Origin of the sequence: Clostridium sp. AM34-9AC, assembly GCF_003480225.1 — a bacterium.
Lineage (GTDB): Bacteria > Bacillota > Clostridia > Lachnospirales > Lachnospiraceae > Acetatifactor > Acetatifactor acetigignens.
On sequence record NZ_QUIU01000018.1, the window covers coordinates 1 to 25,497 of the forward strand.

General features: G+C 46.6%; 23 protein-coding genes and 2 pseudogenes. 3 read left to right on the forward strand and 22 right to left on the reverse strand.

The window, feature by feature from the left end:
• A pseudogene (locus tag DW835_RS11310) lies at positions 1-406 on the forward strand (hypothetical protein); the annotation flags it as partial.
• Positions 407-662: 256 nt separating this feature from the next.
• Here the strand turns inward: DW835_RS11310 and DW835_RS11320 are convergent.
• From DW835_RS11320 to DW835_RS11395, 16 genes and pseudogenes are all read right to left on the reverse strand, one after another.
• The gene (locus DW835_RS11320) at positions 663-3,155 is read right to left on the reverse strand and encodes an ABC transporter permease (protein WP_118731137.1); all 2,493 of its coding nucleotides are present in this window, start codon (positions 3,153-3,155) and stop codon (positions 663-665) included.
• Between the two features lie 14 nt (positions 3,156-3,169).
• Positions 3,170-3,835, reverse strand: coding sequence for an ABC transporter ATP-binding protein (locus DW835_RS11325; protein WP_118731138.1), 666 nt, complete (start codon positions 3,833-3,835; stop codon positions 3,170-3,172).
• Positions 3,836-4,024: 189 nt separating this feature from the next.
• Positions 4,025-4,444 carry a nuclear transport factor 2 family protein gene (locus DW835_RS11330; protein ID WP_044946403.1) on the reverse strand — a complete coding sequence of 140 codons (420 nt, stop codon included), beginning with the start codon at positions 4,442-4,444 and terminating at the stop codon, positions 4,025-4,027.
• A gap of 26 nt (positions 4,445-4,470) precedes the next feature.
• Complete coding sequence (locus DW835_RS11335; protein ID WP_117447643.1) at positions 4,471-5,502, reverse strand: HAMP domain-containing sensor histidine kinase; 1,032 nt, start codon at positions 5,500-5,502, stop codon at positions 4,471-4,473.
• Positions 5,499-6,191, reverse strand: a complete 693-nt coding sequence (locus DW835_RS11340) for a response regulator transcription factor (RefSeq protein ID WP_117447642.1) — start codon at positions 6,189-6,191, stop codon at positions 5,499-5,501. The genes DW835_RS11335 and DW835_RS11340 overlap by 4 nt, the downstream gene beginning before the upstream one ends.
• A 211-nt stretch (positions 6,192-6,402) precedes the next feature.
• Entirely contained in the window at positions 6,403-6,540 is a 138-nt protein-coding gene (locus DW835_RS11345; protein WP_347475459.1) for a helix-turn-helix transcriptional regulator, read from the reverse strand.
• A 115-nt stretch (positions 6,541-6,655) separates the two neighbouring features.
• Positions 6,656-7,534 carry an Abi family protein gene (locus DW835_RS11350; protein ID WP_022312786.1) on the reverse strand — a complete coding sequence of 293 codons (879 nt, stop codon included), beginning with the start codon at positions 7,532-7,534 and terminating at the stop codon, positions 6,656-6,658.
• Between the two features lie 117 nt (positions 7,535-7,651).
• Positions 7,652-7,858, reverse strand: a pseudogene (locus DW835_RS11355) (L-2-amino-thiazoline-4-carboxylic acid hydrolase); the annotation flags it as partial.
• A gap of 33 nt (positions 7,859-7,891) precedes the next feature.
• Positions 7,892-8,869 (reverse strand): 3'-5' exonuclease, encoded by a 978-nt coding sequence (locus DW835_RS11360; RefSeq protein WP_118731139.1) that lies wholly within the window; start codon positions 8,867-8,869, stop codon positions 7,892-7,894.
• Positions 8,870-8,914: 45 nt separating this feature from the next.
• Positions 8,915-10,021 carry an alpha/beta hydrolase family protein gene (locus DW835_RS11365; protein ID WP_243037145.1) on the reverse strand — a complete coding sequence of 369 codons (1,107 nt, stop codon included), beginning with the start codon at positions 10,019-10,021 and terminating at the stop codon, positions 8,915-8,917.
• Positions 10,022-10,039: 18 nt separating this feature from the next.
• Positions 10,040-10,906 (reverse strand): alpha/beta hydrolase, encoded by an 867-nt coding sequence (locus DW835_RS11370; protein ID WP_243026443.1) that lies wholly within the window; start codon positions 10,904-10,906, stop codon positions 10,040-10,042.
• Between the two features lie 258 nt (positions 10,907-11,164).
• A complete protein-coding gene (gene proS, locus DW835_RS11375; RefSeq protein ID WP_117568808.1) occupies positions 11,165-12,598 on the reverse strand; it encodes a proline--tRNA ligase in 1,434 nt (477 codons plus the stop codon).
• 362 nt (positions 12,599-12,960) lie between these two features.
• Positions 12,961-14,565 carry a DUF6020 family protein gene (locus DW835_RS11380; protein ID WP_118731140.1) on the reverse strand — a complete coding sequence of 535 codons (1,605 nt, stop codon included), beginning with the start codon at positions 14,563-14,565 and terminating at the stop codon, positions 12,961-12,963.
• A complete protein-coding gene (locus DW835_RS11385; RefSeq protein ID WP_022312458.1) occupies positions 14,552-14,989 on the reverse strand; it encodes a hypothetical protein in 438 nt (145 codons plus the stop codon). The genes DW835_RS11380 and DW835_RS11385 overlap by 14 nt, the downstream gene beginning before the upstream one ends.
• A complete protein-coding gene (locus DW835_RS11390; protein ID WP_118731141.1) occupies positions 14,970-15,758 on the reverse strand; it encodes a hypothetical protein in 789 nt (262 codons plus the stop codon). The genes DW835_RS11385 and DW835_RS11390 overlap by 20 nt, the downstream gene beginning before the upstream one ends.
• A gap of 18 nt (positions 15,759-15,776) precedes the next feature.
• The gene (locus tag DW835_RS11395) at positions 15,777-16,547 is read right to left on the reverse strand and encodes a hypothetical protein (protein ID WP_118539737.1); all 771 of its coding nucleotides are present in this window, start codon (positions 16,545-16,547) and stop codon (positions 15,777-15,779) included.
• A gap of 214 nt (positions 16,548-16,761) precedes the next feature.
• Here DW835_RS11395 and DW835_RS11400 point away from each other — a divergent pair, with 214 nt between their 5' ends.
• Positions 16,762-17,742: an AraC family transcriptional regulator gene (locus DW835_RS11400; protein ID WP_118504465.1), complete on the forward strand. Its 981-nt coding sequence runs from the start codon at positions 16,762-16,764 to the stop codon at positions 17,740-17,742.
• A 55-nt stretch (positions 17,743-17,797) separates the two neighbouring features.
• Here DW835_RS11400 and rhaD read toward each other — a convergent pair whose 3' ends face one another.
• The 4 genes from rhaD to DW835_RS11420 all read right to left on the reverse strand — a co-directional run bounded on the left by rhaD (position 17,798) and on the right by DW835_RS11420 (position 22,217).
• A complete protein-coding gene (gene rhaD / locus DW835_RS11405) occupies positions 17,798-18,619 on the reverse strand; it encodes a rhamnulose-1-phosphate aldolase (protein WP_022312462.1) in 822 nt (273 codons plus the stop codon).
• Between the two features lie 161 nt (positions 18,620-18,780).
• The gene (locus tag DW835_RS11410) at positions 18,781-20,208 is read right to left on the reverse strand and encodes an arabinose isomerase (RefSeq protein WP_118504467.1); all 1,428 of its coding nucleotides are present in this window, start codon (positions 20,206-20,208) and stop codon (positions 18,781-18,783) included.
• Positions 20,209-20,443: 235 nt separating this feature from the next.
• Positions 20,444-21,853, reverse strand: coding sequence for a rhamnulokinase (gene rhaB, locus DW835_RS11415; protein ID WP_118731142.1), 1,410 nt, complete (start codon positions 21,851-21,853; stop codon positions 20,444-20,446).
• 19 nt (positions 21,854-21,872) lie between these two features.
• Entirely contained in the window at positions 21,873-22,217 is a 345-nt protein-coding gene (locus tag DW835_RS11420; RefSeq protein ID WP_243037146.1) for an L-rhamnose mutarotase, read from the reverse strand.
• Between the two features lie 370 nt (positions 22,218-22,587).
• Between DW835_RS11420 and DW835_RS11425 the strand changes: the two genes are divergently transcribed.
• Entirely contained in the window at positions 22,588-23,496 is a 909-nt protein-coding gene (locus tag DW835_RS11425; protein WP_118731143.1) for an RluA family pseudouridine synthase, read from the forward strand.
• A 7-nt stretch (positions 23,497-23,503) separates the two neighbouring features.
• Here the strand turns inward: DW835_RS11425 and DW835_RS11430 are convergent, their stop codons facing one another.
• Positions 23,504-24,220, reverse strand: coding sequence for an adaptor protein MecA (locus DW835_RS11430; RefSeq protein ID WP_182430309.1), 717 nt, complete (start codon positions 24,218-24,220; stop codon positions 23,504-23,506).
• Positions 24,221-24,525: 305 nt separating this feature from the next.
• A partial coding sequence (locus DW835_RS18215) for a hypothetical protein (RefSeq protein WP_207665427.1) occupies positions 24,526-25,497 on the reverse strand: 972 nt, incomplete at its 5' end.

Sequence of the window (25,497 nt, forward strand, 5' to 3'; positions counted from 1 at the left end):
TTATCTGAACAGGCTGAATGACTGGGGGCTTTGCTTCCGGCGGTGCAAGGTCTGTGGAAAATATTTTCTGGCAAAGAGCCAGCGGTATGAGCTGTGCAGCGACAAGTGCCGAAAAGCACAGGCGCTTCAAAACAAGCGGGAATTTGACGAGAGGTCAAGAGAAAATAACTATGACCTGCTTTATAAAAATGAATGCCAGAACTGGCGCAACAAAATAAACCGGGTAAAAAATACCGCAGGCTTTCCGGCTGACCGTCTGGAAAAAATACAGGCTGTCTTTTCCGACTTTAAGAAAGAAGCCTTACAGAGAAAAAAGGCTGTAAAAACAGGAACGGCCAGCCCGAAAGAATTTACGGACTGGCTGTATCAGCAGAGTAATGTAATTGTTGAGCTGACCGAGATATGAAAAACTTTCTATCGTCAATTTCGCATTATTGCAATAACAGATTGCTTCTTCCATGAATGGTAATATTATCATCAAACTTTTGGAAGAACTATAAATGTCCGAGGTGCCTTTGATTTCGACAGAAAAACAGGCTGAATTGTTACAAAGCTCGGACATTTCAAAAGAATTTTTTGAAAAATACTAAAGAAGCGGAGCAGCTAAAATCTGCTCCGCTTCGATATGATTGATCTAAGGATGTTTTGCTATTTGATTAAACTCACTCTGTCAACCGCAATCGCTCCACAACTGGAAGGTTAACGTCAGTTTTGTAGACCCATATAGGCACAATAAGGCAGATTAGCAACACCAGTCCAGACACCAGCACCAGTGGGATAAATGGATAGGAGAAAACAGCATAATAGGCCACTTTACTAAAAATCATATATAGCAAGATGAAGATTGCTGTTCCAATGGTGACTGCAAGGGAAAGGGAAACGCCCCAATAATAGAAACCTTCCATAAATAGCATTCGTTTGATTTGTCGCTTTGTCATTCCAATGCTTTCAAGAACAGCTAATTCATAGCGCCGAGTATTTACATTGACAACCATTGTATTGACAAAGTTCATGACACCAACAAGCAGCAGGATCACGGACAACCCTGTTCCTAAAACCTTTGCTGTAATGAGATATTCCTGCATTTCTTCTCGCCGTTCATATCGGGATATAATATCAATGTTAGCTTGTGATGCGGTGATTTGCTTTAATTCTTGCAGTATACTTTCGTCATGTTGACCATCCGTATCAAAGGCCACGCGGAACACTCTATATTGCGGAAAGAGTTCTTTCAAAGCTGTTTGACTAATATACAAATCAGGAGCCGTCCCTCTCTCATTGCCTCCTCCTGCTCGAAACCCTTCATTCAAATAACCGTTCGCTACAATAAAGGAATGCTGTCCGTTCTGCGTCTGGATTGTTATTTCCTGCCCCGGCTGAATAAGGTCTTCTACTGTTTTGGACAGCAGCACAACCTTTCCTTGTTCAAAGGCAGACGTGTCAATAGGCAAGTTTAAGGTTTTATTGATTTCTTCCAAATATGCACTGTCAATTCCAAAAACCCCACTAAAAAAGTTTTGCTGATAATTTTCTAATTTTGCCGGATCAGAAAAATCAATGCCGTTTACTCCGTCTAATGACGCAAGAAACTCGTGAAATACAGCATCGTCATATACAACATCTGCTGCTACTTGAGGATAAGGTGCATAGGTCAACCTCAAATTCTCAATGCCGTCAAGCTGACCAATCTCTGAAACCATTTCGCTGGAAATTAAATCTTCTCTTTCGTGGATACTATATGTGAGTGCAAAATCGCTTACTCCCCATTGGCTCACATAATTCTCCGGGCTTAAACCATGTAATAGCCCTGTGACGACAAGGAACAAGGAAAGGCCGAAAAAAAGCGATGCAAAAACAAGGGTTGTACTCTTAGCATTACGAAAGACATTGTTCCATGCCATTCTGGACAACTTCATTTTGCTACAATTTCTGGCGCTGCTCTTTGTGCTGGCTGCTGTATATTGGAGTGCTGCTATTGGTGAAACACTTCCGGCAATTTTGGCGGGCTTCATGCTTGCAATCATAACGGTAATGAACGTAAATATGGCCGCTCCTATGAAAATAAACGGCGAAAAAGATACTTTTGTTCCCACATCAGAATTTGTTGAATACATCATATTCAGGAAGTAAGGAACAATGCCAAAGGAAACAACCGCACCAAGTAACAGACCAATCGGAATACCAATACAAGAGATTCTGATTGCCTGCTTATAGATAATTCTCTTTATCTGCCTTTGGGTCGTTCCAATCGTTTTAAGACGGCCATAGAATTGCACATCTTTTATGACAGAGACATAAAGAATATTATAAATCAGCAGATAGCCGCTAAAGGATATAAAAACTGCTAAAATTATTACAGCTAAAATAATAGTTCCACCATTTGCCTGTTCTAATGGTACAATTTCAAATGTTTGCCCTTCTGTAAAGTCAATCTCACGCCGCAATCTTTCACAGTTTTTGTCAGCATTATCATTGCCTTGAAAACGGATCATTGCCGTAACACTATTATCCAGTGATACATTTAAGCTATCCTTAAAAGCGGATGAAACATAAACATAACCACGATTATTTGTGCGCATTGGAATGTAGTCCGTATAGTAGCCCGACAGCAAAAAGGTGTCCGTGACATAATCATAGCTATCGCCAATTTGGTATGACAACACAATCTCCATCCCTATTTGCGGATCAGAAATGCCCATCTGTTCAAGCACCCATGTAGGTAGCATAATTTCGTTTTTACTTGATGGGTAATTTCCTACAACACCTGATATAGTAGGAAGACGGTGGTGTTCCCACTCTGTATCATTTATCCATACTACACCTAATCTTGCGTTTCTCAGTTGTTCTGTATCAACACTACCTAAACGCTGCTGTATACCTACGTCAAGGACAAGGTTTGATTTTGAAATTTCAACCAACTGATTTTCTGTTACATTTGTGATTCCGACATCAGCGGTAGTTCCCATTAACCGAATTTGTTGCATTTGGTAGGTTTCAAAGTAACTAAAACCAATACTGAATGTCGCAGTTATCATAAATGCAGTTAGCACAAGAGCAATGATTGCAAATAAATTACGCTGCCGTTCACGATGCAAACTGCGCTTTGCCAGCTTCTTTTCAATGTCACTGGTATCATTTTCAAAAGGCCATGTCATAGCTTGCCACCTCCTTATTCCACAATCCTGCCATCCTCAATGCGGACAATCCGATCTGCAAGGCGGGCTATGTCGTCATTGTGGGTAATCATTACAACGGTTTGCCGGAACTCCGCGCTGGTGCGCTTGATAAGTCCCAGCACCTCGGCGCTGGTCTTGCTGTCAAGGTTGCCGGTCGGCTCGTCGGCCAGCACGATAGCCGGTTTGGTAATCAGGGCGCGGGCGATAGCCACACGCTGCTGCTGGCCGCCGGAAAGATTGTTCGGCATATTTTTCAGTTTATCTTCCAGTCCCAGCAGGTGAACGATCTCGTCCAAAAACTTCTGATCCACCGTGTCCCCGTCCAGCTCCACCGGCAGGACGATGTTCTCATACACATTCAGGATGGGAACAAGGTTATAGTTCTGGAAGATAAAGCCGATGTTGCGGCGGCGAAAGATGGTAAGCTGCTCGTCGTTCTTCTTTGCCAGTTCTTCGCCTCGGACAATCACGGTTCCGCTGGTGGGAGTGTCCAGCCCGCCCATCATGTGAAGCAGGGTGGACTTGCCGCTGCCGGAGGTTCCCACAACGGCCACAAACTCACCGTCATTTACGGAGAAGTTCACGCCGTCAAGGGCGCGGGTGATATTCGGCTTTGTGCCGTAATACTTTTTCAGATCAATCGTCTGCAAAACGCTCATACTCAAAACTCCTTTCAAGGCTTTCTGCCTGTTGATAAGGTCATTGTAAAACCCAAATGTCCGCGAAATGTTACAGCGGCCAAAAAATTTCATTGAAAATCGGGGTGAAATGTTACAGCGCTCGGACATTTCAAAAAAATTTACGGCGGGCAGCCGGAAATGGCCGTCCGCCGTAGCTCATGATCTGTTCTAAAACCAATTCGCCTTTTGATTTCTAAATTGAGGAGTATCGCTTTCTTGATAAGGATTGTAGGTATTACGGTTACACCCAAACTCTTTTAATGATTTTATTTTATTGTCCTCTGTCCATTCAATCAAAGAAATACCGTCAAATTCCTCTATATCCCCATTGTTCATTCCATTTTTGAAATACCACTCTACAATCGTTTGATTTTCTTTATGGAAAAATTGCTTGATTTCCCAAACTACCACCTTTCCACGGGTATTCCACTCCTGAAACCAATGTTTTACTGTTTTACGATTGCTATACTGGGGACACCAACTTTCTGTATAGAGTACATCTTCCGCAAAAATATCATCAATGCCCATATCTTTCTGATAAAGCCACATATCAAACCACAGTCGGATTATTTTTTCTCGTTCATTCATAATAGAAACACCTCGCTTGTTTACTTTCATTTTGTAGGCAGCATAATGGAAAATTCCGAACCCTTGCCCGGCTCCGAAACCACTTTGACATAGCCGCCCTGCCGCATTACAATCTCGCGGGCCAGATACAGGCCAATGCCCACGCCCTGCTGTTCGTGTACTTCTTCCTCACGATAGAAGCGCCGGAAGATGGCAGCCTGATTGCTTTCGGAAATGCCCTTGCCGGTGTCGGTCACTTTGATCTCCACATACATTTCCCACAGCACCACCGACACAGCGATTTTCCCGCCTGCCGGGGTGTACTTCACCGCATTGTCCAGCAGATTAAAGAGGGCCTCGGATGTCCACTTGCTGTCATGGGAAACGGTCAAATCCTCCGGGCAGTCCACGGACACGGCGATTTCCTTTTTCTCCGCCGCATACACGATCCCACTCATGGCCTGCGCCACAGTATCAAAAAGACGGCCCAGCTTCTTATCCAACTGGATCACGCCTGTTTCCAGTCGGGAGGTTTTCACAAGGGCCTGAAAGAGAAAGTCCAGCTTATCCGTCTGGCTGCGGATTCCCCGGATAAAGTCGGTGCGCTCCGCCTCGGTCATGGGCTTTTCCAGCAGGGTGTCCGTCGCCATTTTCAGATTGCTTACCGGCGTTTTCACCTGATGGGAAATATCCGATACAAGGGTCTGTAACTCCTGCCGTTCCTCGTCCACCCGGCGGCGGTTCTCCTGCATGATCTGGTAAAGCCTTGCCAGCCGGTGTCCGATTCTGGCAAGCTGGGTTTCGCTGTCCTCTGGCCGCTGGGGCGCTTCATTCCCGGCGATCATGTGGTCTAAGGTCTGGCACAGGTCAGCGGTAAACTGCGACAGCCGCTTTCCAAACGCCTGCGTCAGTACAAAAATCCCCACAAGGGCGCACAGCAGCAGCGTCCCGCCTGTCAGCAGCACCGCAATCTGTTTTGTCACAAGAAACAGGGCTATGGTGATCCCGGACATGGAGAGGACAAGCTCCATTGCCACCCGGCCAAACAGCCGCTTTACCGAGAGGTTTTGAAACTTCATTTTGCCTCGCCTCCCGTCCATTGATAGCCCATGCCGTAAACAGTCTTGATGTAGGGTGCGCCGCCGTCAGATTCAATCTTGCTGCGAATCCGGCTGATGGAGGTTGTCAGGGTGTGTTCGTCTACAAACCTCTCGTCTATATCCCACAGCTTTTCCAAAAGCTGCCCACGGGTCAGCACTTGCCGGGGATTTTTGCGGAACAGGTTCAGCATTTTATACTCCATCGGGGATAGGGTCAGGGGCTTGCCGTTTAGGGAAGCCGTCTGCTCCGAGAAGTCCAGAAACAGCCGCCCGTCGTCGTAAATGTCCTTGGCCGGTTTGTGGTGTTCCAGCATAGCGAACATGGCTTTGATTTTTCGCTGCAAGGCCCCGATCACAAAGGGCTTTGTGATGTAGTCCACCGCGCCCACCTCATAGCCCCGTATCTGGTCGCTCTCCTGATCGTTGGCGGTCAGGAATATTACGATGGTGTCCGGGTGCTGGGGCTTTATCAGCTTGCACAGCTCAAAACCGTTCCCATCTGGCAGGTTAATGTCCAACAGCACTAAATCAAATTCCCGCTGGCGGATGGCTTCGGCTGCGGTTCTGGCATTTAGAGTAGAAGTCACGCCGTAGCCGTCTGCGGTCAGGTTATAGGCTAACATCTTATTCAAAAAACTGTCGTCCTCGACAATTAAAATCTGCTTCATATCCTCACTTCCTTTGCTTTTTGCAGATAGTATAACAGGCAAATGTCCGAGAATTGTTACAAGGACAAATATATTTATCATATTACAGCTTTTTTATGTGTACTGCAATTTTATAAAAGAAAGGACAGCAGTATCATCAAATTGCTGTCCTTGCGGTTTATTATAGCTGGTAGTGTATAAGCGTGGGTTCATCATATTTGGTGTGGTATCTTTAACTATGGGAAACTCCCCGCTCCCACTTGGATACGGATTTGTCACTCATACCCAGTTTTTCGGCGAGCTGCTTCTGCGTCATACCTAAGTCTTTTCTTTTGCCTGCAATATATTTTCCTATCTTGACGAGATCCATGTGCTTACCTCCTGTGTCTGAGATCATACTATTCTCTTTTCAGAAATAAGTACACCTCCCGGAAGTAGAATCCCGGTATCTACTGTGTTTTCCATTGTATACTCTTCTATTACACCTATTTCTGCTCCAACAATTTCTTCCAGTCATCCGGAAAACCCATCGTTTTCACATCTACTTTTTCATATTTATCTATTAGCAATTCTATTTGATCTACATAAAGATTCCAATGCTTGTCATTCTTTAAAATCTGTTTCATACACAATAATACACCAAACATTCTATTGTTTCCTATACCGGCTTGTGTATATTCTTTGTAAAGAATAGGCGTCTTTGAAAGTTTTGCATTATACAACCTCCCATAATGCGCACAAACATTGCGAACATAAGAAATGCTCTCCAACCAACTTTCCAGATATGTATATCCAATTCCAAAACTCTTGGCAACTGCCTTTTTGTCAGCATTTTTCATGTTTTTGTAAAATTTTGAAAGAGTGCCAAAACTAAATACCTCCACCAATGCATATATAGGCAAATTTCCACCTGCATAATTAGTTTTGAAATTTCTCACAAACGGCGCCTTTGAGTTTCTCCGAACCTCCTCTTCGATATCAGCCATAAATGCCCGATGATATTCTTCGTCCACAAAATTTTGGGGTTCCATATATCCAAGAACTCCATAAACTTCCGCAAAATAATTTGCAATTCTGCATCTGACATTTACTTCTATTTTTTCTATCTCAGCAAATGTCACTTGTCTGAAATTAGCATTGAACAGATATAACTCTACAATCTGCTCAAATGTTACGCCTTCTTCATATTTCCCATTTTTAGGTTTAAATCCTAAACTATACGCCTTAATTAATCGGAAATAGGATATGTCATTTAATATCTTCTTGGCATATTCCTCGTTCTCAATAATTAAGCCAAGTGATTTCAAGTTTTCTATTTGTTCGTCTATTGTCATCGGTAATGGATGTTGCTTTAGTTCCCCCATATATTTTCCCCCTTAAAATTAAAAGACCCAACGTGGTCCGCATCGTTGAGAGGCGTGTTGGGTTCTGTTATTTTTAGTATATTCTATATGTTGTAAAAATACAATGATTATTTCAAATTACTTAAACTTTTTCTTATACCCGCAGTCGCAATAAGATCCGCCGGAAGCCAGGGTGTATTCCCTGACAAAATTGGTGACACCGCCCGCCTCGCTCATGGTGTAGTCAAACTGGCACATGGCAGGGATCAGCTCAGTAAGTCCCAGTTCCTTCATAAGGGTACAGATTCCGCAGGTCGTAAATCTTGCCTCGTAGCCGCTGCCATCCTCCCTCTAAAATGTAATTTGCATATTCTGTCCCTATTCCCCGGTATTTCCCGCCTTGCTGTGCTTATGTCTCTTGCGCACTTCTCTGGCGTGATCTCTGCGGGCCGCAATAGCTTCTGCCTCTTCCTTAGGAATCAGCTTCGTGGTCTTGACGATATATACGCCGCCATCATATGCCTTGCGTACCCGGATCTTGCCCTTGAGATAGCCGTGCTTCTCGCAATAAGCCACGCAGTAATAATGCCTGCCGTTGGCGCTGAACCATTTGATCTTCTTGCGAAGGTTACGATGGCAGAGATAACATTTGCTGGACACGACTTCCTTATCTGCGAAAGCTTCTGTCTTGTCCTTGAATTCCCTGGAAATATATTTTACATAGGTATCAAACTGCGCTTTCACCTCGTCCCTACGGTCCTTCGGAGGACAGAAGGTATCGTAGGACAGGTTCACCACTACCTCCGGGTGCTCCTCCAGTATCCGGATTAGGATCTTTGCCGTATAGTAGGCATCACTAAACGCCCGGTGGAAGGGAATATCCTTCTCAATATGCAGAAAATCAATGGCATATTCCAGATTTCTGCGGATCTTGCGCTCCTCATAGGCAATGGCGAACAGCTTCTGCACATCCAGATAGGGCAGCGGTCCCGGTGCCAGAAGCGGCATCTCATAATATGCCATATTCCGCTGTAACTCCGTCAGATCCAGCGTGCCCCAGGTACAGAACAGATACTCCTCCTGTCCGCACCATCTCACAAAATCTCCTCCGACCTCCGGGAATGGTCTCCCACGCTCCAGCTCCTGCATCTGAATATGGATCAGTTTGCTGGTGATCTTGTGCATCTCATGGTAGACCTGTGGCTTGATCAGTTCATTGAATTCGCTGACCATGACACGTTCTTTATTCAGTTTGATGGCACCGATCTCTATGATTTCAAAAGGCAGTTTCTCCACAGCATCCTCTTTACCGGTGTTACTCTGATTCCATTCCAGATCCAGAACGATATATTCCATACGTTCCTCCATATTTTGTAACTATTAACAGGGGTTATAAATGTCTTACAGTCTTGGCAGTGCGATATCCAATACCTCTTCATGCCAGCAGTGGTCTCCCTCTCTGACATCGTGGATCGGGTATTCCTCTTTTCCGTACAGGCTGTAAGCCTTCCGCACAATATCCATCTGCTCCGTCACATTCACCAGTCCTCTGGGACCGTTCAGATGGTCATCCCGGCAGGACTGGACCGCCAGCGGTCTCGGAGCAATGAGCGATGCAATATCTCCCATATCAAAGTGTTCCCACAGATGGGGAACATAATTACAGCTGCAATTTCCGTTGAGCAATAACAACGCGTCACGATATCCATAGAGATATCCGCTGATGATACATTTTTTCACACGGTCATCCAAAGCAGAGACCCACAGCGTCTGCATACCACCGCCGGAAAATCCCATGACTCCCAAGTCCTCAGTATCCCATTCGCCCCGTTCGTAGACATAATCGATCAGCCGGGAAGCATCCCAGGTACACATACCTGCCACGGTCTCTCCCAAAGGCTCCGCCATATGTGCCAGATGAAAACAGGTACTGGTCAGGAAGGATTTCTCATCCGTTCCTTTCTGCAATGCCTCATCCCTGCGCTCTCCGAAGCCTCTGCAGTCCGGACAGATTGCCACATAACCACGCTTCGCCAGCTGCATACCGTAATCATAATGGTAGAATTCGATCATCCGTTTTACCGCGGGAATATCATCACGGCCTGCCACGCTGAATTTACCTGCGCCCTGATGCCCCGGAAGGGCAAGAAAACATTTCTGCTTCCCTTCGTTCTGCTTCGGCGGGATCAGTATATACATAGGCATATACACTTCCGGCTCTACCTGAAGGATCACTTTTTCCCGACGAATGCCGTTCTCCAGCTCCACGACTTCTTCCACGCGGGGGTCCAGATCACAGGTCTCCATATATTTCCATCCCAGAAGCTCTTTCAAAGTCTCTCTGGAAGTCTCTTTCCAACTTTCCCATTCCTCTCTGGTGGATCCGGTGAAAGCATCCTGTCTTGCATAGTTATCGAATTTCTTCTGCATTCCCTTCAGGCTTCCGTAGAAGTGAGGGATCTGAACGATCGTATCTGCCTGTTCCATGACTGCTCCTTGCGTTTTCATTTTCTCTTATTGCTATTCTTACCATTCTCTGCCCTGTGCGTGCAGTCCGTCTTCCACATCTCCTGCAAAAAGGCTCTCCAGCCAGGTATGCGCCAGTTCAACCCAGGAGGTGCATTCCTCCTGTACGGCTCTGCCATCGTTAGTCTCTGTCAGCTTATTCGCCAGTGCCAGCCCGTGCGCTCCCTTTTCATACATATGGAATTCCGTGGGCACTCCGGCTCTGCGGAGAGCGCTGACGAACAGCAGGGAATTTTCCACCGGTACCGACTGATCCGCAAAGGTATGCCAGATGAAGGTCTTCGGCACTTTATTTGTTACCTGTTTCTCCAGGGACAGCTTCTCTCCCAGCTCCTCCTGTCTGCTGCCTAACAGATTCTCAAAAGATCCTCTGTGGGCAAACTCTCCGGAAGTGATGACCGGATAGCATAACAGCAGTCCGTCCGGACGCAGCAGCTCATGCTCGGATGCCGAAAGTCCCTGGCTCTCTGCCAGAAAATCTTCATCCCAGAACACCCCAAGGCTGGCTGCCAGGTGTCCTCCCGCAGAACAGCCTTCCACTACGATCTTGTGGGGATCGATATGCCACTCTTTCGCGTGCTCCCGCAGGAACTTGATGCTGTAAGCCAGTTCCTTTAAGGAAGTAGGATATTCCGCAGGGGCGCAGGAATAGCGCAGCACTGCCGCATGATATCCCATCGCCAGGAATTTCAGTGCCATGGGCTCCGCCTCTCTGTCGGAGGTTCTGGTATAGCCGCCTCCCGGGCACAACAGGATCAGAGGTCTGTCGTTAATTGCCATTGCCTCCGAATACTCCTGAATATAGGTAACTAAATGTGCTCCCGGCAGGGAACCCTCCTGATGCAGTTCAAATGTATTATAGATCATCTTTTTCCTCATTTCCGAGCATTATCATTGAAAAATAAGGCGCAGACCATGTAGCAATACTACCGGCCTGCGTCTTCATCTGCCTTATTAATATTTTCATAACTATTCAGAACCCCATTTGCAAAACGCCCCTATGGAGCTTCTTTTTTGCTCATGTGGTTACTTCGCCCTATAAATATCATAAAATATTCTTACGAATGCCAGCATTCGACGAATATTTGACGATATTTACATGGCTCTGAATAGTTACATATTATCTTAGTATGCTCTTCCCCAGTATACCATCTTTTTCGCAGGTTTTCCACAACATACGCAGGTATCTGCGATCTGTTCCTGTTCAAAAGGCATGCAGCGGCTGGTAACAGCAAGCTTTTCCTTGATCTTGTCTTCACATTCCTGGCATCCGCACCACATAGCCTTGACAAATCCGGACTTCTCATTGAAGATCTGCTCGAACTCTTCCATGTTATGTGCCACATAAGTATGGCTGTCGCGGTGTGCTCTTGCTCTCTCCAGCATTTCCTTCTGCATGGTCTCCAGGATCTCGGCTGCCTTGGTCTCCAGATCCTCCAGAGCGACTTCGATCTTCTCTCTGGTATCACGACGGCAGATCACGCACTTGCCTGCCTCGATGTCCTTGGGGCCGATCTCCACACGGATGGGATAACCTCTCATTTCAGCCTCTGCAAACTTGAAGCCGGGGGTCTTGTCGCTGTCATCTACCTTAACACGGAAATCCTTTGCCAGACGGTCTCTCAGCTCATACGCCTTGTCGAGAACGCCTTCCTTTTTCTGCATAACGGGCACAATGCAGATCTGGATGGGTGCTACACGGGGAGGAATCACCAGACCTTCGTTATCACCGTGTACCATGATCAATGCGCCGATCAGACGGGTGGTCATACCCCAGGAGGTCTGATGTACATATTTTAAAGTATTGTCCTTGTCTGCGAACTGGATGCCGAAAGCCTTGGCGAAGCCGTCACCGAAGTTATGGCTGGTACCGGACTGCAGTGCCTTGCCGTCATGCATCAGTGCTTCTACCGTATAGGTTGCAACTGCACCTGCGAATTTCTCCTTCTCGGTCTTCTGTCCCTTGATCGCGGGGATAGCCAGAACCTCCTCCAGGAACTTCGCATATACATTCAGCATCTGCAGAGTTCTCTCCTGAGATTCTTCTGCGGTAGCATGTGCGGTATGTCCTTCCTGCCACAGGAACTCTCTGGAACGCAGGAAAGGTCTGGTCTCCTTCTCCCAACGTACCACGGAACACCACTGATTGTATACCTTAGGCAGGTCTCTGTAGGAATGGATGTCATTCTTATAGAAATCACAGAACAGCGTCTCGGAAGTAGGTCTGACACAGAGTCTCTCGGGAAGCTCATTCAATCCTCCCTGGGTAACCCATGCTACTTCGGGTGCGAAGCCTTCTACATGATCCTTCTCCTTGTCCAACAGGGACTCAGGAATGAACATGGGAAGATATACATTCTGTACTCCGACTGCTTTGAAACGTGCATCCAGCTCCTTCTGGATCAGTTCCCAGATCGCATAGCCTGCGGGCTTGATCACCATACAGCCCTTGACACTGGTGTAATCACACAGCTCTGCTTTCTTCACTACATCGGTATACCACTGGGCGAAATCTTCTTCCATGGAAGTAATCGCTTCTACCATTTTCTTGTCTGCCATTTTTTCTCTCCTTTTCTTTTTTGCATATAAACTGCTGCTAATACGATCTACGGAAACGAAAAACGCCGGGTCATCGCTCCCGAAAAAGGGACCGATCACTCGGCGGTACCACCCTGATTGATACAAATATGTATCCTGCTCTGTCACCGTTAACGCCGGTTCTACGCTGTGCTTCGCCGCTTCCAGGTACATTGTGTCTCGCACAGGACTCCAAGGGAGGTTTCCGATCCTCTGTCATAAGGGGTTCCCAGCCGCACGTCACCGTGTCCTTCCCCTCTCTCTGGGATGCTTTCCGATCGTACTGATCCTTTTCATCGTCATTGTCGTATGCAAGTAATTGTAGTGCATGCTTCCGTGATTTGTCAAGGTCTATCTGCTAATAAGAAGATACCTGCCGGAGCTACATAAAATAAAAGCAGATAATAACGCACCAGGGATATGGGACCCAGAAAGACCGTAAGGCACAGTGCCAGAACCAGCAGCCAACTGTTCCATATCTCTGCCCTCCGCCGCCGGATGCCATAGAAAAACAGGATCACTGCCAGCCAGAAATAGGTGCCGATTGCAAACAACGCACGGATCACCGGAATTTTCTGGTAATAATATTCCAGCGATATCTTACGATAAAATTCTGTCAGCCGGGAACTGATCGTCTTCATTTCCAGTACATTTCTTCCCTCGAAATCAAAGTAATAAATATCACCGTCCGGATCATCCACAACCGATGTCCCCGGATACCAGGCCTGATACGTATTATCCAGAAAGGCTCTCAGATAACATCCCGGATACTGCCATCCTTTTCGGAACCATAGTCTCAGATACTCCAACTTATTTTGAAGAAGTTCTTCATTATTCACATAATTTTTGATCCGGTCTGCCAGAAAAGGATTATATTGTGACCACTGTTCTCTGTCCATGATCTGATCCAGCAGCTGCAATTCCTCACTGTCAAACGCCGCTTCTCCCTTATCTGTATATACCCTTGCAATCTGCTGGAGCGGTACACACAGAGCCTCTACCGCGGAACCTTTTTCCGCATGGAGCAGAGTTTCCATTCCCACAGACAATAGCATGGTCAGCAGAATCGTTCCCGCAAACAGTGAAATGATCTTTCTTTTCTGCTTTTTACAGAAAACCGCGCACAACACCAGATAAAGAAAAACCGCATAAATTACATTTTTCCGATACAGCGCTCCCACGATCAGGCTACACGATAATGCTGCGATTTTCTCTTTCTTCCGAAAAAATCCCTCCGTATTCTCATACAATTCATACAACAGGTGAAATGCAATAAAAAGTGCCAGAGAGCATACCACATCCTTGGTCGTACTGACGGAAAACAAGGCAATCGTCGGCAGAAAAGCATAAAAACAAAATCCGACTCCCAACAGCCATTTTCTATTCAATCGCCGATACCAGAAATCCAGACTGTAGGAAAAGGTCGCCGCACAAAGTATCATCTGGAAGCAGGAGTGAAGAAATACTGCCTTCTCCATCGTCCCGAAGATCCGGTATCCTATCGTGATAACGCCTCCCATGACCAACGTGCTGAGTAACGAATGGTGTGTATTATACGGTACCTCAGGATACATCACCTGAGGCACCTGCCCGTAAATATCATAATTATAAAATCCGGGATCATTGGAAAGGAGCACCGGCAGCCAGGCTATCAACAATCCTGCAAAAATCAAAAATATTCTCTTTCCGATACCTTTCCCGATACCGTCCTCCTGAACTGCCTTGTCTCTCCCTGCATGCACAAACAGCCATCGCAGCATCTGTCCAAAAAGTAATGTCTCTGCTATCCACCACAAAATCCAGCCTGCCATAGGGACCTGTTCCAGCCACGACTGCATCGTTCTATGTACGGAAGTATGGTATTCTATACTGATCCGGCATCCCACTGTCTGACAGGCTGCCAGTAATATCGCCGGTATTCCTACAGCAAATCTGTCAGTCCAATCCAAGTCTCTCCCTGATGCTGTCCGCTGCAATATTCCAGTCACCCATTTCTTCATATGCGGCATCCATCTTCTCCTTTTCTCTGGCAGCTCGCTCCGTATCTCCGGTCTGAAGAAATGCCTTATACATGGACGCCGCCTCAAAATATCTCGCCACACCATAGCATTCCTTTTTTGTTCCGGACAGCAAGCCGCCGTACGCCATGTCCTCGTGATAATTTACTAACAGGTAGGCATAATTTTCACTCTGCACATTATTCTCCATCCAGTTGGTCTTCGCAGGACGGGAAAAGGCGTCATTTAATTGCCGGAACATATGAATGGTTCCCCAAAACAATATCAGGCACAGGGCTATGATCACCAGATTCATCACAAGCAGCGCGCCTCTCTGCTTCTGTGCCTGTTTCAGCTTACTCTTCAGATTTACCATAACCCATCACCTCGCCTTTTTCTTCCAGGAATAAGATTTTTTGTGCATTTGACATCGTACCGAAATTCTCTGCCTCTTCCGGGGTCATGCCAAAATAGGTCTGCAGCAGTGCCTTCTCATTCTCTTCCATCCGGAGAATGGCTTCCTTCTGCTCCTCCGGCAGTTCCCGATATTGTTTTGCCCTATAATCATTATCCACAGGATGCAGAATCCTTTCCAGCTGCTCGTAATAATCCGAAATATTTTCATACAGACCGGGAAGTATGGATACATTGCCGGAGTTGATCGTAACTGCCTTCATCAGACTTTCATAAAAGTAACGATACGCTCCGCTGGCTTCCATGAGCAGCTGATATTTTTCATAATTATTATTACTGCTATAAGGCCGGATGTAATGCCTGTCGCAAAAAGCTGATAAACCTATGTAATCCTCATCTTCCAGATATTGTTCCATCTGTTTCATATAGCTGCTCTGCCGGATCCCTGCATCAAACTGTAGCAAGCCTCTGTGGATGCTCCAGCTACGTGCAGATACTACAAACACCACCACACACAGGATCACCAGCACTGTGATGATTATCATATGTGACATGATCTCCGTATTTTTCTCCGCCACTTTATAGACATCACTTTTGGTATCCTCAAAGTTGCTCTTGTAATGCTCCATGTCTTTGACATGCTGTGCGGCTTCTTCATTCGGTCTTCCGCAATGCGGACAATATGCCTGCTCCAATGTCAGATTGCCCCCGCAATATTTACATTTCATCATTGCTTTTATGATCCTTTCCTATTCGTTATGCTTCTTAATGTATTCCTCGCAATCCTCATATCTGGGATAACCGTAATTATTTCGCAGACTATCCTCGAATTTTTTCTCTTCTTCTGCGGTAAACGTATAACGGTCTGCCAGACTGTTCAGGGTTGCTTCCACATAAGGACGGATATACTCCCTGTCTTTCTCCGTCAGAATGACCTCGCTGTAGTCCAGTCCCCGCATCATCCAATAATCATCTAAAAGCTGTGTCTCCTGATAGTCGCGAAGTGTCTCTCCACTCTGTTCCATCGCCAGATATTCTCTCGCATCCCGGCAGCTCATGAGCCAGCGGAAAATACCACTGTGTTCCCATCGGTCTATGGTTCTGTTCTCTTCGACAGCCTGCTCATAAAAATCCATCAGTGCTTCCAGATCCTTCTCCTGATAGAGACGGTCCAGTATCGGAAAGTTCTCTTTTTCCCACAGATAATCCGCTCTGGCATCCCTGGGTTCTATATACCGCACCCGGAACACAATTACCGCAAGTATCGCTGCCAATGCCGCCAATAAGATCAGAAGCTTAATCACAAATTTCTGTTTCTTTTTCAGTTTTTTCTTCAGTTCCTTCTCCGGTACCTGCTCCAACTGCTGCATATCCTGCCGCATGCTTTCCAGCTTCCCCAGATATTCCGCTTCGGCGCCCTTGTAATTCAGGCTTCCGCAATAGGGACACTTCGGAAGGGTATCCTCAAATTCTGCCCCACAGGAACTGCAGATGATCTTTTTAACTGTGGTATCTGCCATACAAATCCTCATATCTTTCCACAACCTGCACACTTTGGACTGCCGGCGCAAAGCTGCTTATTGTTCATAATCATTATTAATATACAACACAAAAATGACACGTGCAATGCAGAATCACTTTTTGCACACATCTTGAGGTTTTTGTCTCTTTCCTGTAAAATAAACTCAGTCGAAAAACCTGCCCGCAGTTCAAAATTGCGGGTTGCTGAAAGGAATGACGATCGATATGTATGAGAACGGTTTTCTGGATCCGGCCTATATCACACCGGAGGAACAACAGATTTTAGACGGTAATATTGCCGTTCAGAAGAATCTCTACACCAGCAAACAGGATTTTGTAGTAGAGAGTGATAAATTTTTGGAACACTCCGAAGATGATATTACTCTGCGTCGCCACACCCGCTTTGTGGATTTTCCAAAGCATAAACATGATTACGTGGAGATCTTTTATTGTCTCTCTGGTTCTGTCACACATGTCATAAATGAAGAAGAGATCTGTCTCCGCCCCGGGGAACTTCTATTTATGAACCAACATATCGAACATGCGGTAATAGCCTGTGGCCAGGAAGATCTGGGCATTAACATCATCATCCGCCCCGCCTATTTCCAGAATATCCTGACTTTGATCAACAAGGATAATATTCTGGCGGATTTTATCATCAATGCGCTGGAAGGTGACAGTTGTGTCGGTCAGTATCTGTACTTTACCGTCTCCGATAATCCCTGCATCCAGAACCTCATCCACAATGCGGTCTTCCTTCTGTTACAGCAGCCTCAGAACTGGCATAAGCTCTCGGAACACACCTTTGCCCTGCTGTTCATGCATATCTTAAGCAATGCGGAAAATATTTTATTAGACCAGAAAGATGAGCAGAGCAATGTCCTGATGGTGGTGGTACGCAGATACCTGGCGGAGCATTATGATACCGGAACTCTTCACGAACTGGCTGCACAGATCGGGTACACCCCCTCTTCCCTGAGCCGTATGATCAAAAAATATTCCGGCACTACCTTTAAGGAAATACAAACACGGCAGCGTATGCGAGTCGCTATGAATCAGCTGTCCCACACCGCGCTGCCGGTGTCTGAGATTGCCCTGTCTGTAGGCTATGAGAATCAGAACTTCTTCTACAAACAGTTCAAAAAAATGTATGATATGACACCTAACGAGGCGCGTTTAAAATCGCGCCGATAACGTCAGGCATTCAAGATATAACGGTTCGAGGCTCCTTCGTGTGTCCCTCGGATCGTTATTTTTCATATAAGAATTCTTCCGGAAGGGTCACACCGAAGTCCTTTGCCAGATGGCGAAAATCATCGGGGGTAATGGTCTGTCTCTTATTCGGCTGCATGGACAACATCTTCACCAGAATTTCTGCGGATTTTTCTACGGTATGCATCAGACCGAAGGTCAGGTCGAAGTCTTTGCCTGCGGCAAAGGTTCCATGATGTGCCCAGATGGCCAGATCGTATTTCTTCATCAGTTCGGAGGTAGCTACTGCGATCTCTCTGCCGCCCGGTACCATCCAGGGCACTACGCCCACACCATCCGGGAATACTACGGGGCACTCGGTTGCCATCTCCCACAGTTCTCTGGTGAATACCTTATCCTCCAGAGGAAGCACGAAGGTCAGCGCAATGATATTGGTGGTATGTGCATGATATACAACACGGTAGTCGGGATCCTGCAGCTTCTTCACTTCCAGATTCATCAGGTGGCTGGGGAGCTCGGAGGTAGGTCTGCCCCCGTTTACCAGACCCCATACGATACGGTAATTCTCACCCTTGTCGTCAAGTTCGATCATGCAGATAGAATCTTCCGGCTTAATGCTGACATTACGAAAATATTTGCCACTGCCGGTCACCAGGAAATACTCTCCTGCCAGTGCGGGAACTGTGGTGCCGATGGGCTGGAACTCCTTCGGCTCAAAGTTCTCCTTTACCAGTTCTACCTCTTCCGGCTTCACACGGTAAGACAGGTTGCCGCCGTTACGTTCATGCCAGCCTTGCTGCCAGCCGTCATCTGCCATTCTGATAAATCCCTGTACAAATTCTGCATCTAAAAATTTCATGATAATACCTAACCTTTCTATTGCCTGTGGACTGCCGCCTACAGGCATATTTTTTTTAAATCATAAATATTCGTAACTATCCAGCATCCCATTCGCAAAATCGGTTTTTCAGAGTTCGCTTTTTGCTTCTGCAGTTACTTCGCCATTTTTACGCAAATGCTTTACCGTGTGATCACATCTACCGGCACATTTAATATTTTAGCAACCTTCAGGATCGTGTCAATATGTCTGCCGGCAGCTGCTGCCATATGATGGGTAGGGCCTGCCTCGCTCCAACGGTTCACGAACTCTCTGCAGGGGATTGAGAATTTGGTACGCATATTGGTGTCACCGAAAGTGAAGATCGGGCCGGGCTGATTCTCGCCTTCTGCCACAACGAACTTGAAGTTGCCGTCCTTATCCTGCGTGATAGCCAGATAGGTCACCGGGCCTACGGGAGGATAGAACTGAGTCAGATATCCGCCTCCTACCTTGCCGTGGAATACCTTAACGATCTTCATGGTGGGCTTATGTGCCAGAGAGATATCCGCATCGCCGGATCCGGAATGACCGATGATGCAGATATCCTCGTTGAAATCAATGGAGTACATCTCGGACAACTGTCCCATACCGGAGATCGTCTTCAGAATGGACATTGCCATGGCAACTTTCATATCACCTTCTACGGCACATGCGGTACCTTGCTTGATCAGCATGGAAAATGCAGGGATCAGCATGGAATCCAGTTTACCGGCTACTCCCTGTGCCTTACCGGCATAATGGGAGGCGATCATGCTTAAGTCTTCATCCTTCGCCCACTGCTCGAAAGCAAGCACATGCTTTGCCATATCCAGAATATCTTCGTCATCTGCGGTAGCGCCACCCTCTACTTCGAAGGTATCGATGATGTCCTGTGCCTTCGCCTTAATAGCTTCGGTATCAGTAATATCGTCTGCAATAGCCCACATATCTTCCCAGTCAAACTGCTTGGTATACAGGCCCATTCTGTTGTAAAGGTTGGTCTCATCGATATAGAGATCCATCATTCCGGGATAAGGGCGGCCGATCTGGGCAATATTGGTCTGACGGAAACGTCTGCGGACCTGAGCTGCCTTACACCAATCTTCGATCTGAGCTGCCACCTCGGGGTCGCCGCCTTCTACCACGCCAGTGATTACAGCATGTCTCTTGCCTGCACGCTCCAGGTCTGCCACAGCCTCACCTACGGCACCACAGGCATACAGGTCACCCAGCCAGATGGGAATATCGGTATTGGCATAGTCCGGCGCCAGCTTTTTCTGCACATTGATACATACTACAGGCACATCCAGATCACGGATCGCGGGAAGTACGTTATAGGAAGTTGCATAGGTCAGCAACTGCAGGAATACCAGATCTACGTCTGCAGCACGGAATTTATCACCTGCTGCCATAGCCTGTTCCTTGGTGGTCACCATGCCACCATCAACGATATCTACAGTATCGGGAATCGTCTTTTTGAAATCCTCATACTGTGCCTCGAAATTAGGCACCAGCTGGGGGAACTGGGGCAGATATGCTCCCAGAGCGATGGAAAATACACCGATCTTTGCCTTTGTGTTTACTAACATTTATAATTTCCTCCTTTTATAAGGTTATTTTTATGATGTCGGGGGCAAAAGCCCCCGACTTTGATGCCTACGGATTGCTCCGTGCTACGCACTCCCACAATCCTACCCAATATTCGCATATCGTGGGATTATCATCCCACTTTTATGCTCATATCGGGGCGGGTCCTAAAGGCTTTTGCCCACTTATGAGCAAGCTCATGTGGGCTTAGACCTTTTGACCCTGGCATCATTTTTATTACTTTGCCGGAGCAAATGCCTTAATTTCAAAAGACTCCCGGACACATTTTCTGGCACTCTTCAGATCTGCAAGATCTCCTGCATGGATCATCTGCGCCAATAGGTTGCCGATAGCGGTTGCCTCACCGGGACCCGCATATACGGTCTTGCCCGTAGCATCCGCTGTCAACTGGTTCAGATATGCTGCATTGGAACCGCCCCCGATGATATGGATGCTGTCATAGGTCTTCCCGGCGATCTTCTCCAGACCTCTTACGGTCTCTCCGTAGGACTGTGCGAGACTGCGGTATACTACGGAAGTCAGCTCTCCCACGGACTCCGGTACCGGTTGTCCTGTCTTATGACAGTACTGTCTGATGGCTTCCACCATGCTGTCCGGAGAGAGAAAACTCTGGTCATTCACATCCACTCTGGAAGGGAACTCCCTGCTTTCCTCCGCCATATCGCACAGCTGTGCAAAAGAGTATGCATCGTTATATTCGTGTCTTACGGACTGGATCATCCACAGTCCCATAATGTTTTTCAGGAAACGGAACCGGTGATCGTAACCGCCCTCGTTGGTAAAGTTGGCCGCTGCGGCATCCTCTGTAATGACCGGTTTCAGGGATTCGATTCCCATGAGAGACCAGGTTCCCGAGCTGATATAAATGCCGTCTCCTTCTGTCTGAGGAACTGCCATTACGGCCGATGCGGTGTCATGGCTTCCGCACAGTACCACTTCCAGATCGAATCCTACTTCCTTCTGAATCTCCGGAAGCAGCTGGCCCACTTTCGTTCCGGGCATCTGCAGCGGCAGGAACATATCCTCCGGGTAACCCAGCTTGCGGATCAGCTCCTTATCCCACTGGAAGGTATCGGGATTCACCAGCTGTGTCGTGGAACCGTTCGTGTACTCCGACAATTTATTTCCCGTCAGACGGAATCCGAAATAATCCGGCAACATGAGAAGGGTCTTCGCCTGTTTCATAATCTCCGGGGTCTTCTTTTCCACTGCCATAAGCTGATAAATCGTATTAAAAATCTGCTTCTGAATACCGGTTCTGGCATACAGTTCCGTCTCCGGCAGTATTTTCGCCACTTCCGCGTCCATTCCGTCGGTACGGTGATCACGGTAGCCGTAAGTATCTCCCAGAATCTGATCTTTTTCATCCAGCAATACATAATCCACAGCCCAGGTGTCGATTGCCATGCTGACCGGAAGCTTGCCCAGTTCTTTGCATTTTTTCATTCCGTTCAGGATCTCACCGAACAGCCGCTCCACATTCCACAGAAGCTTGCCGTCCTTATGATCCATTCCGTTTTCAAAACGGTAGATTTCTTCTAATTCGATTTTGCCGTTCTCCAAATGTCCCAGAATATGTCGTCCGCTGGAAGCACCGATATCCACGGCCAGGTAATATTTCTCCATAAGATATCCACAACCTCCCCTATCTGAAACTGAATACCTGTGTAAGCAAAGGCTGTGCTCCCGTCACAGGATCCTTCTCCATGATCAGGATATCCTTCATGTATTCATCCCATTTTTTCACCACGTCACTCTCTGCCTGCACTTTTGCCGCATAGTCAACGCCTTTTTCACACTCATAATATCCAAACAGTTCTTCGCCCTGCATCCAGATGGAGTAATTCACGATTCCGGCTTTTGCCAGCACTTCCTTCATCTCCGGCCAGATGTTGTCATGTCTCTTCTTATATTCCTCCTGCATTCCCGGTACAATTTTTCCGCGCCATGCGTATTTTTCCATACAAACCACCATACCTTTCTCACTCATTATTTTCGTTGCAAATCTGCTCTGTTACCCAATCTCTGTCGCAATATTCCTCTGCTTCGGGCATCAGCTTTTTCATAATCTGTGCTTGCAGAAGCACAAACTTGTGCTTTTAACGATATTATAGAAAACATACGTTGCTTCCGAAATGACATTATTTGCTCCCTGGACTGTCCGATTTTGCCCGATCCTGAGAATAGCTGTTTATTACAACGTGGGAATTGTGTTATGATACAATAAGTTCACCCGTATAAAGCAGCCGCCGTGGATAAATTGTACCGCAAATTTGATCACGATAGCCGCCCAAGCAAAGAGAGTATGAAAAATACCATCGTTATGTATCATAAATAATAATTTAGAAAGCACAATTTTTATGGAACGTACATTAACCTATACAACAGATCATTTCATATCACCCCTGCCGGTCAACCATTTTCTGAAACAGAAAGGCTTCTCCTCTCAGAATCTGGTGCAGTTAAAAAAAGACCCCACCGCCGTGCAGGCAAACGGGATTCCCTGCTTCATGAATCATATATTGCAGCCGGGAGATACCTTGACGCTGCATATCCACGAGGAACACTCCTCGGAAAAAATCCCACCGGTGGAGCTGCCGCTGGATATCATCTACGAGGACGAGGATCTCATGGTGATCAATAAGCCGGCAGGCATGCCGATCCACCCTTCCATGAACAATTATTACAATTCCCTGGCAAACGGCCTTGCCTATTATTTTGCACAGCAGAACTGTCCCTTTGTGTTCCGTTGTATTAATCGTCTGGACCGGGATACCTCCGGACTTACGATTATATCCAAGCATTATGTCAGTGCCGGAATGTTGTCCACCATGATCGCCAACAAGACCAGTTCCAGTATCACAAGGGAATACCTTGCCATTGTAAAAGGCTCTGTGCTGCCTTCTGAGGGTACGATTACCGCACCTTTAGGGCGAAAAGAAGGTTCTATCATTGAGCGTTGTGTGGATTTTGAAAAAGGGGAATCCGCTGTTACCCATTACCGGGTTTTGGACGAAAAAAACGGGCACAGCCTGGTCTCTCTCATTTTAGAGACCGGCCGCACCCATCAGATACGGATCCATATGAAATATTTAGGTTTCCCCCTGATCGGAGATTATCTGTACAATCCCGATATGGCATTGATACAGCGTCAGGCACTGCATGCATGGAGGTTATCCTTCCGCCATCCCATCACCGGAGAACAAATGCATTTTACCGCACCGCTGCCGGAGGATATGGCGTCTGTTGCTAGGTGGTCCTCATATTGAGTAAATACTATACCCTCAGCTTACGAAGTGCCTTCTCACGGATCAGGCACTCACCATGCTCTTCCAGATATCGTACCTTCTGCTCATCCGCAGCATACAAAGCAGCGAACTCCATCGCCTGGATGCAGGCTCTGCTGTAACGCTCGTAGGAAGCACCGCCTTTTTTTACATAGACATAGCAGGTCCCGTCTTCCAGCCGGTACAAAGTACTGTCGATTCTCAGATTTGCAGGCAACACCGCAGCATATGCAAGGACTCTGCCGATATTGCGGAAGGCAAAGATTGCAAACTGCGGCTTCTGTGCTTCCGCCGCACCTTTTTTACCCTTTTTGCCTTTTCCGTTTTTGGCATTCTCCGATGCCTCTTCTGCCTGTGCACTTTTCTCTAAGTTTGCATTGATTTCTGCCTTTTTCTCCTCGAAGACACGCTTCATCTCCTGCAACGCCTGTAACAGCTGTGCACCGTTTTTATTCTCCAGCGGTTCCTTCTCGGAAAATACCAGCATCAATCCTTCATCCGGTACCATCATGATCTGCAGGTCAAAAGCATACTTCGGCGGCTTATAGCCCACCTCTTCCTCGGCCTGCTCGATAATCTCCTGCACAACCTCTTTGGCTTTTTCACTGCGGACCACAAAATCTTTATAATCAATCTCGTACTCTTCCAATTCTTCATTGGACAGGAAGCACTTTACTGTCTTGTCATCAATTCGTTCTATTTTCATAGCTATCACCTCTTACTGTTATATGCATGATAGCATAAAAACGTTTTTATTTCTACTGTCCAAATCTAAACATTTTATATACTTCTTATTTGCAGATACTTCTTTCTGTCTTTTCTTGTTTTACTCCGCAAAGTAATACAACTTTCTGTATCCTACTGAACCCAATCTTATCAATGATGTCTCGTGATTTTAAAATCCTGCATAACCTACCGTATACAAAAAACCGACGAAATCTTAATGACAGCCATGTCAAATAAGATTTCGCCGGTTTTTAATGTTAGATCATACAGAATATATATACCCTTTTACTTTTTCTTACGCAGATAGAAATATCCTGCAGCACATCCTGTCAATACTATTACAATCACAATAGGAATCCAAATTTTTCCTGCTTTGCTGTGATTACGGTTCTGGCTCTCTGTGTTGTCATTTTCTGCGGAAACTGCTTCCGACGAAGCATCCTTGGACAGATTCTCTACATCCATAGGCTCGTCAGCCATAACCAGCAGATATTCGCTGGCATGCTCATAGTTGAGTTCAACCCATCCGCTGTCTGCCACCTGACCGAACGCAACTAACTCCATTGCTGCACTGTCAGGATTATAGTAGAAGAGATTTGCATATTTACCGATATTCTCTGTACCAAGACGGACTGACAGTTTTGCGGTCATGCCGAAGCTTCCGTCGTGTACCAGTGACAAAGGAATATAATCATGTCCCTGTGTCATCTGTGTTATCAGTTCAGCAGGAATCCGATCCGCTGACCTAAGGATTCCGAAATCAATATCTCCTACATTTTCTGTGATCTCCTGTCCTTCAATGATCCATGCCAGTTCCTCCTCGATTTCGATTCTCAGAGACAGGTTGCTTCCCATTACGCTTTGCAATACTTCTGCAGGAACAACGGTGTCGCTGCCTGCCACAATATAGATCTCTTTATTGCTGCTATCACTTACATTCTGACGAATATTTTCAAGGATATCCTTCCATCCGATTGCCTCAGCCTCACCGGCTGCATTGATTATGGTTGCTCCTGTTTTTTCTGTCTTCTGTGTTGTTGCCGGAACGGTCGGTGTCGCATTTACCATATCACTTGGTGTTGCACCCACTGTAGGATGAACAGGTCTTGCTGTTGCTACCGGAACCGGAGTTGCGGTTGCTGCCACAGGAGAATTCGAGGTGTTGTTGTCCTTGTCATCCTCATGATTGGAATCGTTTGAGGGCGTTGCCGTAGGCTTTGGACTTGCCGTAGGTGCTGCCGTAGGCTTTGGACTTGC

Coding starts and splice junctions, on each gene's coding strand:
- DW835_RS11320 (WP_118731137.1), bottom strand. CDS start 3,155: ATGACATGGCCTTTTGAAAATGATACCAGTGACATTGAAAAGAAGCTG.
- DW835_RS11325 (WP_118731138.1), bottom strand. CDS start 3,835: ATGAGCGTTTTGCAGACGATTGATCTGAAAAAGTATTACGGCACAAAG.
- DW835_RS11330 (WP_044946403.1), bottom strand. CDS start 4,444: ATGAATGAACGAGAAAAAATAATCCGACTGTGGTTTGATATGTGGCTT.
- DW835_RS11335 (WP_117447643.1), bottom strand. CDS start 5,502: ATGAAGTTTCAAAACCTCTCGGTAAAGCGGCTGTTTGGCCGGGTGGCA.
- DW835_RS11340 (WP_117447642.1), bottom strand. CDS start 6,191: ATGAAGCAGATTTTAATTGTCGAGGACGACAGTTTTTTGAATAAGATG.
- DW835_RS11345 (WP_347475459.1), bottom strand. CDS start 6,540: ATGGATCTCGTCAAGATAGGAAAATATATTGCAGGCAAAAGAAAAGAC.
- DW835_RS11350 (WP_022312786.1), bottom strand. CDS start 7,534: ATGGGGGAACTAAAGCAACATCCATTACCGATGACAATAGACGAACAA.
- DW835_RS11360 (WP_118731139.1), bottom strand. CDS start 8,869: ATGGAATATATCGTTCTGGATCTGGAATGGAATCAGAGTAACACCGGT.
- DW835_RS11365 (WP_243037145.1), bottom strand. CDS start 10,021: ATGAAAACGCAAGGAGCAGTCATGGAACAGGCAGATACGATCGTTCAG.
- DW835_RS11370 (WP_243026443.1), bottom strand. CDS start 10,906: ATGATCTATAATACATTTGAACTGCATCAGGAGGGTTCCCTGCCGGGA.
- proS (WP_117568808.1), bottom strand. CDS start 12,598: ATGGCAGACAAGAAAATGGTAGAAGCGATTACTTCCATGGAAGAAGAT.
- DW835_RS11385 (WP_022312458.1), bottom strand. CDS start 14,989: ATGGTAAATCTGAAGAGTAAGCTGAAACAGGCACAGAAGCAGAGAGGC.
- DW835_RS11390 (WP_118731141.1), bottom strand. CDS start 15,758: ATGATGAAATGTAAATATTGCGGGGGCAATCTGACATTGGAGCAGGCA.
- DW835_RS11395 (WP_118539737.1), bottom strand. CDS start 16,547: ATGGCAGATACCACAGTTAAAAAGATCATCTGCAGTTCCTGTGGGGCA.
- DW835_RS11400 (WP_118504465.1), top strand. CDS start 16,762: ATGACGATCGATATGTATGAGAACGGTTTTCTGGATCCGGCCTATATC.
- rhaD (WP_022312462.1), bottom strand. CDS start 18,619: ATGAAATTTTTAGATGCAGAATTTGTACAGGGATTTATCAGAATGGCA.
- DW835_RS11410 (WP_118504467.1), bottom strand. CDS start 20,208: ATGTTAGTAAACACAAAGGCAAAGATCGGTGTATTTTCCATCGCTCTG.
- rhaB (WP_118731142.1), bottom strand. CDS start 21,853: ATGGAGAAATATTACCTGGCCGTGGATATCGGTGCTTCCAGCGGACGA.
- DW835_RS11420 (WP_243037146.1), bottom strand. CDS start 22,217: ATGAGTGAGAAAGGTATGGTGGTTTGTATGGAAAAATACGCATGGCGC.
- DW835_RS11425 (WP_118731143.1), top strand. CDS start 22,588: ATGGAACGTACATTAACCTATACAACAGATCATTTCATATCACCCCTG.
- DW835_RS11430 (WP_182430309.1), bottom strand. CDS start 24,220: ATGAAAATAGAACGAATTGATGACAAGACAGTAAAGTGCTTCCTGTCC.